The sequence below is a fragment of the Rathayibacter caricis DSM 15933 genome, from assembly GCF_003044275.1.
GTDB classification, from domain to species: domain Bacteria; phylum Actinomycetota; class Actinomycetes; order Actinomycetales; family Microbacteriaceae; genus Rathayibacter; species Rathayibacter caricis.
Window position 1 is genome coordinate 697104 of the sequence record NZ_PZPL01000001.1, and the last position, 18512, is coordinate 715615.

The window sequence follows — 18512 nt, forward strand, 5'->3', positions numbered from 1 at the left end:
GTCGGTGGTCTCTGCCACGCTGGATCGATGAGTCCCGTCGCCGTTCCGAGCGCCCCCTCCGGCGGCTCTCGCGGGGCGCGCCTCCCGGTCTGGCGCAGCGAGCGGCGCGGCGCCGATCTCGACGAGGCCCGCGACTTCTACCAGCGCGGGTACAACGGCTCGGGCTTCCGCGCCGAGCGCACGACGACCCCGTTCGAGTACCGCTACGCCTCGACGGGCGGCGGACCGGTCAGCCTCCACTCCGCGTCGTTCCTCGGGCACGTGCGCGGCTCGGTCGATCCGGCCGGCGTCTACGTCGTCCTGTGGCTGACCGCCGGCCGCGCGTCTGTCGACCTCGGGCGCGACGAGAACCGACTGGTCGTCGGGCGGCCCGCGATGTTCCCGACCGGGCGGCCCTTCGGCTTCGAGGCGCTCGAGTACCGCGATGCGCTCGTGCACTTCGACGCCGCCTACCTCGAGCGCGCCGCGGCCGAGCTCCACGGCTGCGAGCCCGGCCCGATCCGCTTCTCTCCCGTGGCGGACGATCCGGCTCCCTGGTGGGCCGCGGTGCGCGGACTCCGCGACACCCTCGCCGTCTCAGCCGCCCCCTCCGAGCTGCAGCGCGACTCCGCGTCGAGGTTCGCGGCCGAGGCCGCTCTGCGCACCTTCGCCCACCGCATCGTGCCGATGCCCCTCACCCCGCCGTCGGTGAGCGCCCGGCGCCTGCGCCGCGCGGTCGAGTTCGTGCACGCGAACGCCGATCTGCCCCTCGGAGTGGCCGACATCGCCGAGGCCGCCGGCCTCACGATCCGCGGACTGCAGCTCGCCTTCCAGCGCTCCTTCGGCACCACTCCGCGCCACTACCTGCGCGGAGTGCGCCTCGACCGCGCCCGTGACGAGCTGGGCGCCGCCTCCCCCGGAGAGCTCGTCGTCGGAGACGTGGCCGCCCGCTGGGGGTTCGTCGGCGCCGGCCGCTTCGCCCAGCACTACGCGCAGCGCTTCGGCGAGCTGCCCCGGCAGACGCTGCGCCGCTGACGCCCGCTACTTCGCGAGCACCGTCGCGCCGGCCACTGCCCCAGCGCCGTCGGCCGTGACCGCCTGCACCGACAGCCGGTAGGTCCGCCCGGGGACGAGGTTCGTGAAGGTCTGCGAGCGCTTGGTCGAGGCGACCACCGCCGCCCACGGTCCCGCGCCGCTCCCGTCGACCCCGTCGCGCGACACCCGGTACCCCGTCACGGTCGGCCCGCCCGAGGGCGGCGCCCACGACAGCACGGCCGTCCCCGATGCCGAGGCCGTCGCGGTCACCGCGGTCGGCGGGCCCGCGAGCACGGCCGGCCGCAGCGTCGCCGTGTACGTGACGGCCGCGCCCGGTGTCGTGATGCTGTGCGCCGCGGCGCCGCCGTCCGACCAGCGGGAGAAGACGTAGGGCGTGCCCGACGCGGTCGACTGGGCCGGCACCTCGAGCTGGAGCGGCGACCCCGCCCACGAGACGACGGTGGCGGGCCCGGTGAACGGCGTGCCGTTCACGAGCACGGTGCGACCGGCGGGGCTCGTCGCGATCGTGACCGACACCTTCTTCGGCGCGAACACTCGGGTCGACGTCTGCACGAGGCCCTTCGAGTCCGTCGCCGTCACGGTGACGAGCAGATCGCTGTTCCCGGCCGCCGCCAGATCCTCGGGGCCCGGCGCGGTGAACGGGACGTCGTTCCCGGTCACGGGCCCGAAGAACGGATGCGTGTGCTCGGCGTGCCGGCGCTGCACGGTCCACGACAGCGACGACGCGGGCAGCGTGCCGTCCTCCGGGTCCGTCGCGGTGGCCCGCAGCCGGTAGGTGGTGCCCGAGGTGAAGGTCGCTCCGGCGGCCGGCGACGTGATCGAGACGGTCGGGGCGCGGTTCCCGGAGGAGATCCGCTGCGTCACCGGAGCGGACAGGGCGCCCGCGGAGTCGCGGACCCTCAGCGTCGCCGTCCAGTCGCCCCGGGCATAGGTGTGGGTGGAGCTGGACGCCGTCGTGGTCTTCGAGGCGGTTCCGTCGCCGAACGACCAGAGGTAGGCGAGCGCGCCACCGTCCGGGTCGCTGCTCCCCGCGCCCTTCAACGTCACCGCGAGCGGCGCGGATCCGGACGCCGGCGAGGCGGTCAGGACGGCGGTCGGTGCGCGGTTCGCGGTGCCGGTGTAGGCGAGCCGGCGCAGCTGGCCGCCGTTCGCGTAGGTCGTGTAGAAGAGGTCCTGCGTGCCCCGCGAGGGTCCGAACGCCAGGGCGACCGCGCTGCTGGTGCCGAGACCGCTGACCAGGTCGGTCGCGGTGCCGCCCGGGCTGAGCGTCCGGATCTTGCCGCAGACGTAGTCGCCGAAGAGGTACGCGCCCGTGTACGCGGCGGGCCAGACGCCGTTCGGCACGAACGCGCCTCCGGTGATCGAGGCGCAGCCGTCGGCGTGGGAGTAGTCGAAGACGGGATCGGTGTACGCGGCGGGCTTCGCCGCTCCGCAGTTGGTCGGCGAGCCGGTCTGCGCGCAGTGCCCCTCGCGGGTGTTCCAGCCGTAGTCGGCGCCCTTGATGCCGGCGTCGATCTCCTCCCACGCGTCCTGGCCGACGTCGTTGATGCGGAACACGGTGCCGGTCGCGTTGGGATCGAACGCCATGCGGAACGGGTTGCGCAGGCCCTGCGCGAAGATCTCGCGGCAGACCGTGCCGCTCGCGGCCGGGGCGAGGCGGCACGACGCGGTCCCGGTTCCGAGGAACGGGTTGCTCGCGGGAACGCCGCCGGACGTGGTGATCCGCGCGATCTTGCCGTTCAGGATGTTGCGGTCGCGCGCCGCGTCGTTCTTGCCGCCGCAGCCGCTGCCGCCGGTCGAGCCGACGCCGCCGCGGTAGTCGCAGCCGCCGTCGCCGATGCTGACGTAGAGCAGGCCGTCCTTGCCGACGGCGAGGTCGCCGGCGTTGTGGTACCCGGCCGGGGAGTAGATGCCGTCGAGGAGGATCGTCTCGGAGGCGGGGTCGATCCGGTCGTCGTCGCCGAGGACGAACCGCGAGACGCGGTTGCGCGGGGCTCCGGTCGGCATCTTCGTGCCGTTCGCGTTCGTGGGGCATGCCGCATCGGATCCGCGTGCCGTGTAGAAGACGAAGACTGCGCGGGTCGTGGGGTCGGGGTCGACCGCGAGCCCGAGCACGCCGCGCTCGCCGTTGGCGCAGATCTTGGCGCGCAGGTCGATCGCCGGAGTGGGGAGCAGCACCCCGTTCTCGACGATGCGGATGGGACCGCCGCGGGAGGCGACGAGCGCCCGCCCGTCGAGGGCGAAGGCGAGCGCCGTCGGAGACGGGACGTCGGCGACCAGGGTGTCGGTGAACTTCGCCGGGATCACGGCGCTCGCGGAGACGTCCGCGGCGACGGCGCTGCTCTCGGAGGCGGCCGTGGGGGCAGAGGTGCTCGCGGAGACGGCTGCGCTCGCGGGAACGGCTCCCGGCGCGGCCGGAGCGAGAGTCGCGACGAGGACGACCGCGGCGAGCGCGGCGAGTCCGCGGCGGAGGAAGGGGAGCGAGCGCACGGGTGCCTCCACGTCGGCCGCACGGGCCGGCGCATCGAGATCGGAGTGGAACGGAGCGGGGTCGTGCGGCGCACGCGGGCCCGCGGTCCTCCTCCGCGGGGACGGGAGGAGGACCGCGGGCCCGGAACGGCTACCTGACGACGGTGGCGGTCGCCGCGGAGGTGCGCGAGACCGTCGTGTAGGCGGTCTTCTTGCCCGTCACGGTGACGGTGACCTTCTTGCCGACGGTGCTGCTGGTCGGCTTGAAGGTCGACGAGGTCGCTCCGCTGATCGCGACGCCGTTCGCCTTCCACTGGTACGTCAGGGTGACGGGAGCGGGACCCCATGCTCCGGGGTTCGCCGTGAGGGTGAACCCGACTTTGGCGGTGCCGGAGACGGTGGGCGTCGGGGCGACGAGCGTGCCGGCGACGACCGCGGCCGACGCATCGGACGTGCGGGTCACCCGGGTGTACCCGGGCTTGCTGCCGGTGACCGTGACGGTGATCGTCTTGCCGAGCACGGCGCTCGTGGGCTTGTACGTCGATGCGGTCGCGCCGCTGATCGCCGTGCCGTTCGACATCCACTGGTAGACGAGCGAGACCGGAGCGGGGCCCCAGGCGCCGGGGTTCGCGGTGAGGGTCGAGCCGACCTTCGCGGTGCCGGTGATCGTCGGCTTCACGGCGGTGAGGGTGCCGGAGGCGACCGCGGCGGTCGCGGCGGACGTGCGGGTCGAGGCGGTGTAGCCGGTCTTGCTGCCGGTGACGGTGACGGTGATCCGCTTCCCGAGCGTCGCGCTGGTCGGCTTGTAGGTGGAGGCGGTGGCGCCGCTCAGCGCCGTGCCGTCGGCCTTCCACTGGTACGCGTAGGTGACGGGAGCCGGACCCCAGGCGCCCGGGTTCGCGGTGAGGGTCGATCCGACCTTCGCGGTGCCGGTGATGGTCGGGGTGGCGGCCGTGAGAGCGGCGCTCCCCATCCGGACCGAGCTGGAGGAGGCGATGCTGGAGCCGGCCGAGTTGATGGCGCGGACCGAGAGCGTGTAGGTGGAGCCGAGCGCGAGGTTCGAGAACGTGCGCGAGCGGGTGGACGCCGAGACGATGATCGACCACGGTCCGTTGCCCGACGCGTCGACGCCGTTGCGGGACACCTCGTAGCCGGTGATGGCTCCGCCGCCGTCGTACTCGGGGGCGTTCCACGTCAGCATGGCGGTGCGCTCGGCGTCGTTCTTGATCGCGGTGACGTTCGCAGGAGTATCGGGCGCGGTCACGTTCGGAACGAAGGTGCCGGTCCACGATGAGTAACCGGTGCCGTAGGCATTGATCGCTGCGACCGTGAACGAGTACTCCCAACCAGACTGGAGGTTGGTGAACTTCTGCGATCGGGCGGATGCCGGAACGATGGTCGACCACGGTCCGGCGCCGGAGGCATCCGTCCCGTTGCGCGACACTCGGTAACCCGTGATGGCGGAACCGCCGTCGTACTCCGGCTCATCCCAGTACAGCGTCGCAGAGCGCGCTGAGCCGTCGGCCGTGGCGTAGACGTTCAGCGGCTCCCACGGCGTTCCGGCACGGGCCGCCGACGTGGCCGCCTCGGTCGGAGCCGTGACGGCGGCGGTGCTGAGCGTGGTCGGCTCCACCTCGGCGGCGACCGCCGCGGAGGGCGCCGCCAGCGCGAGCGCGGCGGCGGCGGCGACGGCGGTGAGCCATCGCGGGATGAGGGGCTTCCGCTCCATGGGTTCGTCTCCAAATCGGCGTGCGCGACGAGCGGCGCATCTCTGCGCGCCGTCGAGTCATCGGGTGAGCGCCGTCCGCTGCGATCGGGTGATCAGCGGGAGGCGAGAGGGTGGGGACGCGGATATCGGAGTACGGACCTCGAGGAGAGAGGCGAGCGTTCCGATCGCGCGAGGCACAACTTATCGGCGGGAAGCGAGGACGATTGACCCCCCTTTCGGCCGTTCCTGTGAGCGCTCTCTGGGTTGTCGTTCCCGCCGTGACACCGGAGGCCGATCGACGTCGGTCAGAGAAGGCCGACCGCTCGTGCGGCCGGCGTCGCGCTGTCAGGACGGCACGTCTCTCCAGGCCGCGCCGGCGATGAGGGGCGCCGGAACCGCTCCGAGCGCCGCTGCGGACCGGTCGTCACGAACGACTCGTGCAGGACGGAGAAATACCTATCGCACCGATTCGGCGGACCACCGATCACCCCTGCGGAGGACGCCGATCCTGTGTCCCCGCCCCGGGGATAGTGCGTCTTCCGATGCCGTGCTGATAATGAGCGACTTCGTCCCTCGAGCTCCAGTCCCTCGTCTCCGGAACTCCTCAGCGACGTACCGACACCCGCCACCCGACCGATCGGTTCCTCGTGCCCCCCAGAACTCCGCGCCTCGCGCGCCTCGCCGTGATCGTCGTCGCCGCGCTGCTCCTGGCGATACTCCCCGCAGCTCCGGCATCGGCCGCGACAGCGTTCACGACCGCGCCGACGCCCACGATCTCGGGAACCGCAGCCGTCGGCTCCGTGCTGACCGCGAAGACCGGCACCTGGAACCCCGTGCCCACCTCGTACGCCTACCAGTGGAAGCGCTCCGGAACAGCGATCACCGGCGCGACGGCCTCCACCTACAAGGCCGTCACCGCCGACTCCGGACGAACGCTCACCGTCACGGTCACCGGCAGCAGGACCGGCTACACGACCACTCCCCGCACCTCCGCTCCGACCGCCACGATCACCACCCCGCGCGCCTTCACCACGGCGCCGGCCCCGACGGTGACGGGCACCACGAGAGTCGGCTCCGTGCTGACCGCGAAGACCGGCACCTGGAGCCCCGTGCCCACCTCGTACGCCTACCAGTGGAAGCGCTCGGGAACAGCGATCACCGGCGCCACCGCCGCCACCTACAAGGCCGTCACCGCCGACTCCGGACGGACGCTCACCGTCACCGTCACGGGCAGCAGGACCGGCTACACGACCACCCCGAAGACCTCCGCTCCGACCGCCACGATCAAGCCCGGTCCTCCTGGCGCGGCGACGAGTGCCGTCGCCGTGGTCGACGATGCGGCGGCGACCGCGACGATCTCCTGGCAGCCGCCGGCCACGACCGGCGGCTCGGCGATCACCGGCTACCGGCTCACCCGGGACGGCGTCGACTCGACCGGTCAGGGCGCGTGGTCGCACCTCTACGGTCCGGAGAAGCGGTCGGTGACGCACATCAGCCTGGTTCCCGGCGGTACCTACAGCCTCACGGTCACTCCGGTGAACGCGGTCGGGAGCGGGCCGACCACCGCGCGCTCCGTCACCCTGGCGCCGAAGGTCCTCGTGGCTCCGACGCCCACCGTCTCGGGCACGCCCACCGTGTACTCGACCCTCACGGCGGACGCCGGCGAGTGGACCCCCGGCACGCGCTTGGACTACCAGTGGTACGCGAACGGGATCCCGATCAAGGACAGCGGCGGCTGGTGGGCGGAGGGGCCGACGCTCATGGCCGATGTCGCGCAGTCCGGCGCGCGGGTCACGGTCCGGGTGACGGGGACACTGGCGGGCTACGCCCCCGTGGTGAGGGAGAGCGCGGCGACGACGGCGATCCGACCGCGTGACGTCTTCGATCTCTCGACCATCGACTACCGCGCCGCGCACGCCCTTTCGCCGCGAGGGGCGCGGGTCTACACGATCTCCCGCACTCTCGATCTCCAGGACACCAGAGAGGGGGAGGAGCCGGTGAGGTGGACCGCCGACGCGGGCACGATCGTCAAGGTCCACGACGGCATCGCCGCGAATCTTCCGCTCAAGGCGTCCGGCACCTCCACCTCGCCCGTCGTCGTCACATCGATCCACGACGACACCGTCGGCGGCGACACGGACGGTCCTTCGGCGGCCCTGCCCGCCACCGCGACTCCGTGGAAGGGGATCGACGTCTTCGAGCAGCACTACATCTACGACGAATACCCGTACGAATCGAGGAGATGCCGCATGGATGCGCAGTACCTCGTCGTGAAGTACGCCGAGACGGGAGTCTTCTGCTCTGAGGACGAGAGCCTCATCCGGATCTCGCACTCGCAGATCTGGGGCGGCGTACGGGTGTGGGGCACATCGGTCGATCTGCAGGACAACGAGTTCGTCCGGGGGCGGGTGCACGTGTCCGTCCCGACCCGAACGCCCCGGATGGACGACTGGTTGCCGCCGGAGCACCCCGTCATCGTCCGCAACAACGTCTTCACCGGGCTCCCGGGTCTCACGACCACGCCGATCGAGATCCATGAGGCACTTCTCGAGACGACCACAGCGGTCGCGGGCAACACCGCTCCCGGCATCACCAATCCCCACATGCTTCTCGACGGCACGCTCGCGACCGACTCCCTGACCCTCGGTGCGGGATGGGTCTACGACCTGGTCACCGATTGGCCCGAGTACTGGCACGTCGACGGCACGCTGGTCGTGCAGCCGGGAGTGGTGGTCAGGATCGGCCAGAGCGTCGGGTTCCGCGGTCAGATCGCAGCAGTGGGCACGGTGTCGCAGCCGATCACGTTCACCTCGATGCTCGACCGCTCGATCGGGATCACCGCACCCCGCGGCCCGTCTCCGGTCCTCGACTACGCCTCCGGCAGCGGCTGTATCGAGGGCGGAGCGTTCACATCCACGTCCCGGAACTACACCGTGCGTTCGCTCACCACCTGCGGCTAGAGGTCGCGCGCCGCCGCAAGCCCGTTCCGCGCCGACTCCGCCCGGCGTAGTGTCCGAGGACGGCGCGCGGAACGGTCCGCGCGCTCGCGTCGATGGAGCCGCGATGTTCGAACCCGAAGGATCCGTGCACCCTGTCGCGCGGCTCAGCTACGTCACCGCCGCCCTCCTGGTGGGTGCGGTCCTCGTCGGAGGCGCTGTCGGCGCCGCCGTCGCCCTGGTGCTCTACCTGCCGGCCGCGCTCGCGTCCGGTCCGCTCGACCCGTCGGCGCTCGTGAGCTTCGGGATGCTGATGGGCGTCCTCTCGGGAGCGGGCATCGGCCTCTGCGGCGGCGTCGGCGCCGTGGCGGGCATGGTGTCCGTCCGCGCCGTGAACCGCAGCGACTCCGCGTTCGTGCTCGGCACGAGCTCGGGCTCGGCCCTGGGCGTCCTCATCGCGGCGGCGAATCTCCTGGTCAGCCGGGACGCTCCGACCTGGATCACGGTGCTGCTGGCGACGGCCGCCGCCTTCGCCCTCTGCGCCTGGGGCTCCTGGCTGCTGACCCGCCACGAGCACGCCTGGGAGCGCGCGCACGCCCGCTCGCAGCACCACCGCCCGGCCTGACGCCCGCCCGTCCTTGCTGATCGAGTAGCCCGCCTAGCGGGCGTATCGAGATCCACCCTCCCGGAGACGCCGGTCTCGATACGCCGCCTGCGGCGGCTACTCGACCAGCAAGAACTGCCCCGGCGTCAGCCCGCGTACGCCCCGACCAGGCGCACCGCGCCGCCGTCGACGCCCTTGGCGCCCTGCTCGAAGCCCTCGAACGAGCGGGCGCTCATCGACACGCGCCCCGCGATCCACGACGGCACTCCCGACGCCTCGAGCGAGGCGATGACCGCCGGAGCCGCTTCCGCGTCGACCATCGCGAACATCCCGATCCCGAGGTTCCAGGTGCCCTCGGTGCTCTCGAGCGTCGCGCCCGACATCCCGGCGAGCGCACGGAACACGTCCGACGGGCTCCAGGTCGACCGCTCGACCTCGACCCACGAGCCCCGCGGGAGCACGCGAGCGAGGTTCGCGGCGATGCCGCCTCCGGTCACGTGGCTGATCGAGTGCACGGCCGACCCGAGCGTCTCGTGCTCGAGGACGTCGAGCAACGGCCGCGTGTAGAGGCGGGTGGGCTCGAGCAGCACCTCGCCCACGACTCCGCCGAGCTCGGCCGAGCGGTCGGTGAAGCCGATGCCGCGCTCGGCGAGGATGTGGCGCACGAGCGAGTACCCGTTCGAGTGCAGTCCGGAGGAGGCCATCGCGATGACGACGTCGCCGTCCTGCACGCGGTCGGCGCCGCGCACCGCGTCCGCCTCGACCACTCCGGTCGCCGCTCCGGCCACGTCGTAGTCGTCGGGTCCGAGGAGCCCCGGGTGCTCGGCCGTCTCGCCGCCGACGAGCGCCGTGCCGGTGGCCGAGCAGGCCAGCGCGATGCCGGCCACGATGTCGGCGATGCGCGCCGGGACGACCTTGCCGCAGGCGATGTAGTCGGTCATGAAGAGGGGGCGGGCGCCGACCACGACGATGTCGTCGACGACCATGCCCACGAGGTCCTGGCCGATCGTGTCGTGCTTGTCGATCGCCTGCGCGAGCGCGACCTTGGTGCCGACGCCGTCGGTCGAGGTCGCGAGCAGCGGCGCTCGGAAGTCCTTGAGGAACGACACGTCGTAGAGGCCGGCGAACCCGCCGACTCCGCCGAGCACGTGGCGGTCGTGCGTCGCCGACACGGCCGACTTCATCAGCTCGACCGCGAGATCACCCGCCGCGGTGTCGACTCCGGCGCGGGCGTAGCTGCTCGTCTCATCACTCACGCGACGACCCTACCGACTGGCCCGCCCCGCCGAGAGTCCGCGAGAGGCCTTCTCCGCACCGCCGGAGGGTCGGCGGATCCGCCCGACAGGGTGCCACCGCACCGCCCCGCACCGGCCGATCCGCCCAGGGCGAACCATTAGGGGATGCGTCCGCCACGTGTCAGGATGGACCGTCATCCCCCCTGCTACCCGATTGGGAGCCCATCCGGCATGTGCGGAATCGTAGGAATCGTCTCCTCGGGACCCGTCAACCAGTCCATCTACGACAGCCTGTCGCTCCTGCAGCACCGCGGTCAGGATTCGACCGGCATCGCGACGGCCGACGGCAGCACCCTCCACATCAAGAAGGCGGCGGGGCAGGTCCGTGAGGCGTTCCGCACGCGCGACATGCGGTCGCTGCTCGGAACCATGGGCCTCGGACACGTTCGCTACGCCACGAAGGGCAACGCGGAGCGCGAGGAGGAGGCGCAGCCGTTCTACGTGAACGCGCCGTACGGCATCATCCTCGTCCACAACGGCAACCTGACGAACACGCGCGAGCTCACCGACGAGCTCTTCACCGTCGACCGCCGCCACCTCAACACCACCTCCGACACGGAGCTGCTGGTCAACGTCCTCGCCAACGAGCTGCAGGCGTCGATCTCGGGCCGCGACCTCGACGCCGACGAGGTGTTCGACGCGGTCGCCCGCGTGCACGAGCGCGTCGAGGGCTCGTACGCCACGATCGCGCTGATCGCCGGCAAGGGGCTGCTCGCGTTCCGCGACCCGTTCGGCATCCGCCCGCTCATCGTCGGCCGCCGCTCGAACGTCGGGGCGACCGACGACTGGGTCGTCGCCTCCGAATCGCTCGTGCTCGAGGCGCAGGGCTTCGAGATCGTGCGCGACGTCGCTCCCGGCGAGGCGATCTTCATCACTCCGGACGGCCGCATGGCGAGCCGCCAGTGCGCGAAGGACCCCCGCCTCATCCCGTGCTCGTTCGAGTACGTCTACCTCGCGCGCCCCGACTCCGTGATGTCGGGCATCTCCGTCTACGAGGCGCGCCTGCGCCTGGGCGACCGCCTCGCCGACACGATCGCCGCCTACACGCCGGGCGGAGCGATCGACGTCGTCATGCCCATCCCGGACTCGTCCCGCCCCGCCGCGATGCAGGTCGCGCAGAAGCTCGGCATCGAGTACCGCGAGGGCTTCTACAAGAACCGCTACGTCGGCCGGACGTTCATCATGCCCGGGCAGGCGGTGCGCAAGAAGTCGGTGCGCCAGAAGCTCAACGCGATGTCGAGCGAGTTCAAGGGCAAGAACGTGCTGATCGTGGACGACTCGATCGTCCGGGGCACGACCTCGAAGGAGATCGTCGACATGGCGCGCACCGCCGGAGCGAACACGGTCACGTTCGCCTCCGCCGCCCCGCCCGTGCGCTACCCGCACGTGTACGGCATCAACATGCCCTCGCGGCAGGAGCTCGTCGCCCACAACCGCCGGATCCCCGAGATCTCGGAGGCGATCGGCGCCGACTACCTGATCTACCAGGAGGTCGCCGACATGAAGGCGGCGATCCTCGAGGGGTCCGACGTCACCGATCTCGAGACCAGCTGCTTCACGGGCGAGTACATCACCGGCACCGTGACTCCGGAGTACCTGGACTGGGTCGAGCGCACGCAGCTCAGCTGATCCCGCGCGTCGAGGCCGCCGAGCGCGCTCGCCACCAGCACACGCTCCGAGCCTCCGCAACCGGGTGCCCGGGCGCCGCCGCGGCGTCCAGACTCGTCTGCGTGCGCCACCCGGGCGCGCAGACGAGGAGCCTCCCGTGATCTACCGCCTGATCCCCTACGTGCTGATGTTCATCGCACGCAAGCTGACGAAGTCGCAGAAGGCGAAGCGCACGATGCAGAACGCCGCGCGCAGGACCGCGCGCAAGGGCCGCTGAGCCGATCCGTCAGCGGACGGCGGTGCCCGGCTCCTGCGCGGAGCCGCCGTCCGCCTCCGGGTCGTCGGAGACGCCCTCGCGGGCGACCGTGCGCTCGGCGGTCCGGCGGACCACCTTGCGTCCGACGACGCGGTCGAGGATCACGACGATCAGCCCCGCGAGGGCGCCGAAGAGCGTCACGAACAGCAGCAGGCTGAAGCCGAAGACCTGGCCCTGCGAGAAGCCCTGCGTCTCGGGCAGGGCGAAGGTGAGCACGAACGCGGTGATCGCGCCGAGTCCGGCGCCGAGCGCCAGGATGCGCCAGATGCGCGGGCTCCGGCGCACCTCGACCTCTTCGCGGGTCACCTCGACGTCGTCGGAGTGCTGCGGAGTGTCGAGCGGATCGGTCATGCCTCCATTCTCCCCTGTGCCGGCCTCGGAGCGGACCGTGTCCGGTGCGGGCGAACAGCGCGGTGTGCCGCGGCCGCACCCGGGTGCCCTCGGCCACCGCCCGGCTCCGCGAGTGGACGCCCGACGGGCTCCGTCGACGGTGCAGGACCCGTTCCGCGACGTCTCGGCACCGCCCGACTCTGCGACTGGGCGCCGAATGGGGTCCGTCGCCGACGCAGGCCCCGTTTCGAGACCACTCAGAACCGCCCGGCTCAGCGAGTCGGCACAGGGCGGGGTCCATCGCAGGTGCAGACCCCGTTCCGCAACCACTCGGTCGCCCACCCCGCCAGCGCGTCCGCCGGTCGCTCCACAACGGCCGACCAGCGGAGGAGCGGCTCACATCGCGTGGACCAGGCGCCCCGCCTGCGCGCGCAGCTCGCGCACGACCGTCCGGACCGACAACCGCTCGGCGCGATCGGGCCGCATGAGCGCCACGATGTGCCGCACCGAGCTGACCCCGCGGAGCGGCTTCACGACGATGCCGGGAGCACCCGCGGTGTAGCGCGGCAGCACCGCGATGCCGAGTCCTGCCGCGACGAACGCCTCCGTCACGCGGGTCGACGCGAAGCGCTGCTCGACGCGCACGGCCTCGCCCGACGCCGTCTCGATCTCCTGCATGACGCTCTCGAACGGGAAGCCGTCCGGCACGCCGATCCAGGTCTCGCCGACCAGGTCCGCGGCCGTCACCGTGGCCCGCTCCGCGAGCCGGTGGCCGATCGGAAGAGCGATGTCCAGCGGCTCGACCATCAGCTCCGCCATCGCGAGACCCCGGCCCGCCCAGGCGCTGCGGCCGGTCGGCGAGTGGCCGAGCACGATGTCGAAGTCGGCGGTGAGGTCGGCGAACTCGTCGGTGCCCGGATCCACGTCCTCGCACTGCACGACGAGTCCCTCCACGCTCCGCAGCGCCACGAGCGCGTCGGGCAGGAGCATCTGCCCCGCGGTCGGGAAGGTGGCGATCGTCACCTCGCCGATCGGGTTGTTCTTGAAGGTCTGCCAGACGGCGTCCGCGCGCTCGAGCGCGATGGCGATCTCGGTGGCGCTCCGGGCGAGCTCGCGGCCGGCTCCCGTGAGGACCACTCCGCGGCCCGACCGCTCGATCAGGGGCACGCCCGCCTCGCGCTCGAGCACCTTGAGCTGCTGCGAGACGGCGGAGGGGGTGCGGTGCGTCGCCTCCGCGACCGCGGTGATCGAGCGCCGCATCGAGAGCTCCCTGAGCAGTTCCAGTCGCCGCACGTCCATGAAGCAACGCTACACGTCAGGGCAAGAACACGTCGATTGTCCTAAGGAACAGGAGTGGCCAGAGTGGACGTTGTACACAGCATCCCGGCGGATGAATCCCGTTCCGCCACAACGAAAGGCAGAACAGTCATGAGCATCGCAATCGTCGCCCTCCTCGCCGGAGTCTCCGCCTGGGGCGCCGTCGCGACCGTGCTCGTCACCCGCCGCGACGGCTACCGTCAGGTCCCGACCCAGCACTGAGCCCCGCGCTCCGCGACAGCACTCGCGTCCGAACGCCGCTTTCCCCTCGGGGAGGCGGCGTTTCCGCGTTCCCGGGACGACGAAGGGCCCCCGACCGGAGTCGAGGGCCCTTCGTCGTGCAGTGCGGTGCTACTTCGAGACGGTGCGGCGGCGCAGGTGCGCCACGCTCATCGCCGCTCCGAGCAGGAGGGCGACGGCACCGGCCAGCAGGGCCGGGGTCGTGTCGAATCCGGTCGCGGCGAGCTGGTGCGCGCCACCGCCGGTCGGGCCGCCGGCGACGGGCTTCGTCGGGGCGGCGGGAGTCGTCGGGACCGTGGTCTCGGTCGGCTCCGGGACGGGAGTCGGCGCGACGGCCGCGTCGGCGACCGCGAAGTCGACGCTCACGGTGACGCCGGTCTCCTCGAGGGCGAAGGACGCGGTGTGCGTGCCGCCCGCCAGGCTCTCGGCGATCGGGACGCTGAACGACGCGCGGCCGGTCGAGTCGTCGGTGACGGCCCGGGTCGGGTCGATCGGCGCGGTGCCGACCTCGGTGCCGTCGACGCTCGCGGTGACCGTGGTGTCGGTCGGCGCACCCGTGCTGAACAGGAGCGAGGAGAGGTCGACCGTCATCGTGTCTCCGACGGCGTACTCACCCGAGTCCGGGATGTTCTCGGTGAGGCCGATCGAGCGCTGGACGGGGTCCGGGCTCACGGTGCCGAGGTCCTGGATGTAGGCGACGAACGCGTCGAGGTCGATGCGGCCGGAGTCGGCGGTGCCGGTGCCCTCGGTGAAGGTGCTGAATCCGTCGCCACCGGTCGAGAGGAAGTTGTTCGTCACGACCGTGAAGGTCTGCGCCGGGTCGACGGGCACGTTCTCGAAGAAGACCTCCGAGATGTGCTCGCCCTGCGGGGCGGCCGGGTCGAAGACGTAGGTCAGCGCGGCCGAGGTGGCGAGCTTGAGCTGCGGGTGCGCGGCGCTCCCGACCCACTGCTCCTCGAGCAGAGCCTTGATCTGCGCGCCGGTCAGCTGCAGCGTGACGAGCGTGTTGGCGAACGGCTGGGCGTTCGACGCCTCGGCGTAGGTCACGACGCCGTCGGCGTCACCGGGCACGGTGGAGTCGCCCGCGAAGAGCAGGTCATCGCGGAGTCCGCCGGCGTTGGTGAAGGCGATCTCGGTGCCCAGCTCACTGGTGGCCCAGAGCTGCGCGTCGGCGACGAGGTTGCCCAGCGTCGACTCGGAGCCGCGGTTGCTCTGGCCGTCCTCGCGGTAGGCGCGGGAGATGTCGTCGGTGATGGTGCCGACCTTCACGCTGCCCTCTTCGACGGCGACGGCCTGAGCGGCCTCGACGATCGAGGTGACGGCGGGATCGGCGTCGAAGGCTCCGACGGAGATCGTGTCAGCGGCGTCCTCGGACTCGGGGTCGTCGACCTCGACGGTCAGCGGCACGACCTCGCTGGTGAGCGAGGTGAGCTCCTTGGTCGTCGGGTCCACGGTCAGCGCCATGTGGCCGATGTTCTCGGCGTAGCTGCCGGTCTGCGACACGATCGTCGGGAACGCACGTCCGCCGTCGACGGTCGCGTTGTACTCCTGGTGGCTGTGACCCGAGACGATCGCGTCGACGTTCGCGGCGACTCCGTTGACGATGGCGCCGAACTTGGGGTCGGCGGCGGGGGTGCCCGCGTCGGCCGCACCGGCGTCGGCGCCCTCGTGGAGCAGCAGGACGATCACGTCGGCCTCGCCGTTGGCGTCGTCGCCGTCCTGGAGCGCAGTAGCGACCTCGTTGACGTTCTCGACGATCGGCTCGATCGAGAGGGTCGAGATGCCGCCGGGGCTGACGAGCGTGCCGAGGTCCTCGGTCATCGCTCCGATGAAGGCGACCGAGACGCCCTCCTGCTCGGCGAGGAAGTAGGGGTCGTACGCGCGCTCGCCCGTCGCGGTGTCGAAGAGGTTCGCGTTGACGTACGGGAAGTCGGACTCGTCGCTCACGCGGCCGTCGACGTCCGAGCGGCCCTTGTCGAACTCGTGGTTGCCCAGCGTGCTGACGTCCAGGCCCATCTCGTTCAGGACGTCGAGCGTCGGCTGGTCGTCCTGCACCTTGGAGGTGAAGGTCGAGGCGCCGATGTTGTCGCCGGCCGAGACGAAGAGGGTGTTGGGGTTGGCGGCCCGGTAGGAGTCGACCGCGCCGGCGAGGACCGCCGCGCCGGCGACCGTGCCGTTGGCCTCGATCCGGCCGTGGAAGTCGTTGATCGACAGGACGTCGATCGCGATGTCGCCCTCGGCGGCCATCGCGGGAGCGGCTCCGAGCATCGCGGCGCCGGCGACGGCACCGACTGCCGTCACCGAGAGTGTTCTGATGAGGCCGCGTCGACGGCCGGGGGTAGTGCTTCGCATCTGGTCGAGATCTCCAAGCGTCGAGCGGCGATTCGGAGGAGTCTCCGGCCGCATGAGGGGAACTTTCCCAGCCAAGCCGAGGGTGGGCCGCAGGTCAAACGCCTGCCCGCCGGTCGCGGGCGTCGTTTACGAGAAGTTAATCCGACGACTGCCGGGGTTCTCCCAGCCGACGCGGAGCGAGGCGGCCGGCGCGGTCAGCCGACGCGGAGGAGGGGGAGGAACGGCGTGAGATCCGCTCGCACCCCGGACGCGTGGATCCGACCGCTCGCGAGGCCCTCCGCCCACGGCAGGTCGCCGGTCGCGAGGCGCAGCCAGGTCGCCGCGTCCATCTCGATGACGTTGGGCGGGGTCCCGCGGGTGTGCCCGGGGCCCTCGACGCACTGCGCGGCGCCGAACGGAGGAACGCGCACCTCGACGCTGCGGCCCGGCACCCGCGTCTCGATGATCTGCAGGAGGAACCGCACGGCGGTCGCGGTGGTGGTGCGGTCCGTCGCTCCGGCGAGCGCCGCGCGCACCGCGCCCTGACCGGACGCCTCGTCGATCTTCCCCTTGGCCATGCGTCCATCCTGCCGTGCCCAGCGGCCGGGAACGCCGCTCCGCGAGAGGCCGCTCGAGCCCGGAACACGCCGCAGGAGGCGTACCGGAACGGCATCCCGCGGACGCGCGATCCCTGCGCCGAGCAGGCGTGACGGAGTGCGACCGGCCCGGGACGGCCCGGGCCTATCCTGTTCAGGTGAAGATCCTCGTCCTCGGTTCGGGTGCCCGTGAGCACGCCATCATCACGGCTCTCCTCGCAGAGGAGGAGCAGCACGAGATCATCGCCGCGCCCGGCAACGCGGGCATCGCGCGCGACGTCGAGGTCATCCACTTCGACACCAACAGCCCCCGCCTCGTCACCGACTTCGCGCTCGAGCAGGGCATCGAGCTCGTCGTGATCGGCCCGGAGGCGCCGCTGGTCGCCGGAGTGGCCGACGCCCTCCGCCAGCGCCGCATCCCCACCTTCGGTCCCGACAAGGCCGCCGCCGCCCTCGAGGGCTCCAAGACCTTCGCGAAGCGCGTCATGGACATGGCGCGCGTCCCCACCGGCCGCGCCACCCGCGTCTCGACCCTGGTCGACGCGACCCGCGTCATCGACGGCTTCGGCGCCCCCTACGTCGTCAAGGCCGACGGCCTCGCCGCCGGCAAGGGCGTCCTCGTGACGGAGTCGCGCAGCGCGGCCGTCGCGCACGCCGAGTTCTGGCTGCAGTCGGGCGACGTCCTCATCGAGGAGTTCCTCGACGGCCAGGAGGTCTCGCTCTTCCTCCTCTCCGACGGCCACGACGTCGTCCCGCTGTCGCCCGCCCAGGACTACAAGCGCCTCGGCGACGGCGACGAGGGCCCGAACACGGGCGGCATGGGCGCCTACTCCCCCCTCCCCTGGCTCGCCGACCGCTGGGCGAGCGAGCGCGCCTTCGTCGACGAGGTCATCGACACCGTCGCCATTCCGACGATCCGCCAGCTCGAGCGGGAGCGCACCCCCTTCGTCGGACTCCTCTACTGCGGCCTGATCGTCACCGAGGCCGGCATCCGCGTGATCGAGTTCAACGCTCGCTTCGGCGACCCCGAGACACAGGTCGTGCTGCCCCGCCTCGCCTCGCCGCTCTCGGCGCTGCTCCTCGCCGCGTCGACGGGCTCGCTCGCCTCCGTGCCCTGGCCCGCCTTCACCGACGAGGTCGCCGTGACCGTCGTGCTCGCCAGCGAGGGCTACCCCGAGAACGCCGTCACCGGCCGCGGCATCAGCGGGCTGGAGGCGGCCGAGGCCGTCCCCGGCGTCACCATCGCGCACGCCGCAACGCAGCTGGTCGACGGGCGCTTCGTGGCCACGGGCGGACGCGTGCTCAACGTGGTTGCGCGGGGCGCCGACTTCACGGAGGCCCGGGAGCGCGCATATAAGGCCCTCGACCTGATCCACCTCGACGGCGGGCAGTACCGTCGCGACATCGCGCTTCGCGTCGCGCAGTAGCGCGTCGCGGGGCGCGATGTCGTCCACGCCGCCCCTTGTGCGGCGTGGCGCGGTCGGCTTCTCGAAGTGGTTGCGTTCTTAAGAGCGTCCTGCGGACGGCTCGCCGACAACGCTCGGCACGCGCGCGGCGCTCGTTCCGAGCCGCCCCCTGTGCGGCTCGGTCGCAGTCGGCTTGCAGAGACGGTTGCGTTCCTAGGAGCGTCCTGCGTCCGGCTCGCCGACAACGCTGGCACGCGTTCTCGGCTTCGCCTCGTCGCGGTGCGGGGATTCGGGAGGGCGCGCCTCCCGGGACTCGAGCCT

The 18512-nt window shown here is 71.9% G+C and carries 12 protein-coding genes; 5 read left to right on the top strand and 7 right to left on the bottom strand.

Annotated elements, in window-relative coordinates:
* Positions 1-27 precede the first annotated feature (27 nt).
* On the top strand, positions 28-1014 hold the full coding sequence (locus C1I63_RS03265; protein WP_107573759.1) for an AraC family transcriptional regulator: 987 nt from the start codon (positions 28-30) through the stop codon (positions 1012-1014).
* Between the two features lie 6 nt (positions 1015-1020).
* Here the strand turns inward: C1I63_RS03265 and C1I63_RS03270 are convergent, their stop codons facing one another.
* On the bottom strand, positions 1021-3525 hold the full coding sequence (locus C1I63_RS03270) for a PQQ-dependent sugar dehydrogenase (protein ID WP_107573760.1): 2505 nt from the start codon (positions 3523-3525) through the stop codon (positions 1021-1023).
* A 130-nt stretch (positions 3526-3655) separates the two neighbouring features.
* A complete protein-coding gene (locus tag C1I63_RS03275) occupies positions 3656-5233 on the bottom strand; it encodes a fibronectin type III domain-containing protein (protein ID WP_107573761.1) in 1578 nt (525 codons plus the stop codon).
* A 626-nt stretch (positions 5234-5859) separates the two neighbouring features.
* Here C1I63_RS03275 and C1I63_RS03280 point away from each other — a divergent pair.
* Together C1I63_RS03280 and C1I63_RS03285 are read left to right on the top strand one after the other, a co-directional pair.
* A complete protein-coding gene (locus tag C1I63_RS03280) occupies positions 5860-8172 on the top strand; it encodes a fibronectin type III domain-containing protein (protein WP_107573762.1) in 2313 nt (770 codons plus the stop codon).
* Between the two features lie 103 nt (positions 8173-8275).
* Entirely contained in the window at positions 8276-8773 is a 498-nt protein-coding gene (locus C1I63_RS03285) for a hypothetical protein (RefSeq protein WP_055789243.1), read from the top strand.
* Between the two features lie 125 nt (positions 8774-8898).
* On the opposite strand, the gene purM is transcribed toward C1I63_RS03285, so the two are convergent.
* Positions 8899-10008, bottom strand: coding sequence for a phosphoribosylformylglycinamidine cyclo-ligase (gene purM / locus C1I63_RS03290; protein WP_107573763.1), 1110 nt, complete (start codon positions 10006-10008; stop codon positions 8899-8901).
* A 210-nt stretch (positions 10009-10218) separates the two neighbouring features.
* Here purM and purF point away from each other — a divergent pair, with 210 nt between their 5' ends.
* The gene (gene purF / locus C1I63_RS03295; protein ID WP_055789236.1) at positions 10219-11676 is read left to right on the top strand and encodes an amidophosphoribosyltransferase; all 1458 of its coding nucleotides are present in this window, start codon (positions 10219-10221) and stop codon (positions 11674-11676) included.
* 265 nt (positions 11677-11941) lie between these two features.
* Here the strand turns inward: purF and C1I63_RS03300 are convergent, their stop codons facing one another.
* The 4 genes from C1I63_RS03300 to C1I63_RS03315 form a co-directional block, all read right to left on the bottom strand.
* Positions 11942-12322, bottom strand: a complete 381-nt coding sequence (locus C1I63_RS03300) for a hypothetical protein (protein ID WP_107573764.1) — start codon at positions 12320-12322, stop codon at positions 11942-11944.
* A 375-nt stretch (positions 12323-12697) separates the two neighbouring features.
* Positions 12698-13600, bottom strand: a complete 903-nt coding sequence (locus C1I63_RS03305) for a LysR family transcriptional regulator (RefSeq protein ID WP_107573765.1) — start codon at positions 13598-13600, stop codon at positions 12698-12700.
* Positions 13601-13969: 369 nt separating this feature from the next.
* The gene (locus C1I63_RS03310; RefSeq protein ID WP_244906968.1) at positions 13970-16159 is read right to left on the bottom strand and encodes a bifunctional metallophosphatase/5'-nucleotidase; all 2190 of its coding nucleotides are present in this window, start codon (positions 16157-16159) and stop codon (positions 13970-13972) included.
* A 245-nt stretch (positions 16160-16404) separates the two neighbouring features.
* Positions 16405-16767 carry a sterol carrier family protein gene (locus C1I63_RS03315; protein WP_055789224.1) on the bottom strand — a complete coding sequence of 121 codons (363 nt, stop codon included), beginning with the start codon at positions 16765-16767 and terminating at the stop codon, positions 16405-16407.
* 176 nt (positions 16768-16943) lie between these two features.
* On the opposite strand from C1I63_RS03315, the gene purD reads away from it, so the two are divergent.
* On the top strand, positions 16944-18212 hold the full coding sequence (purD, locus tag C1I63_RS03320; RefSeq protein ID WP_055789220.1) for a phosphoribosylamine--glycine ligase: 1269 nt from the start codon (positions 16944-16946) through the stop codon (positions 18210-18212).
* Positions 18213-18512: the final 300 nt, after the last annotated feature.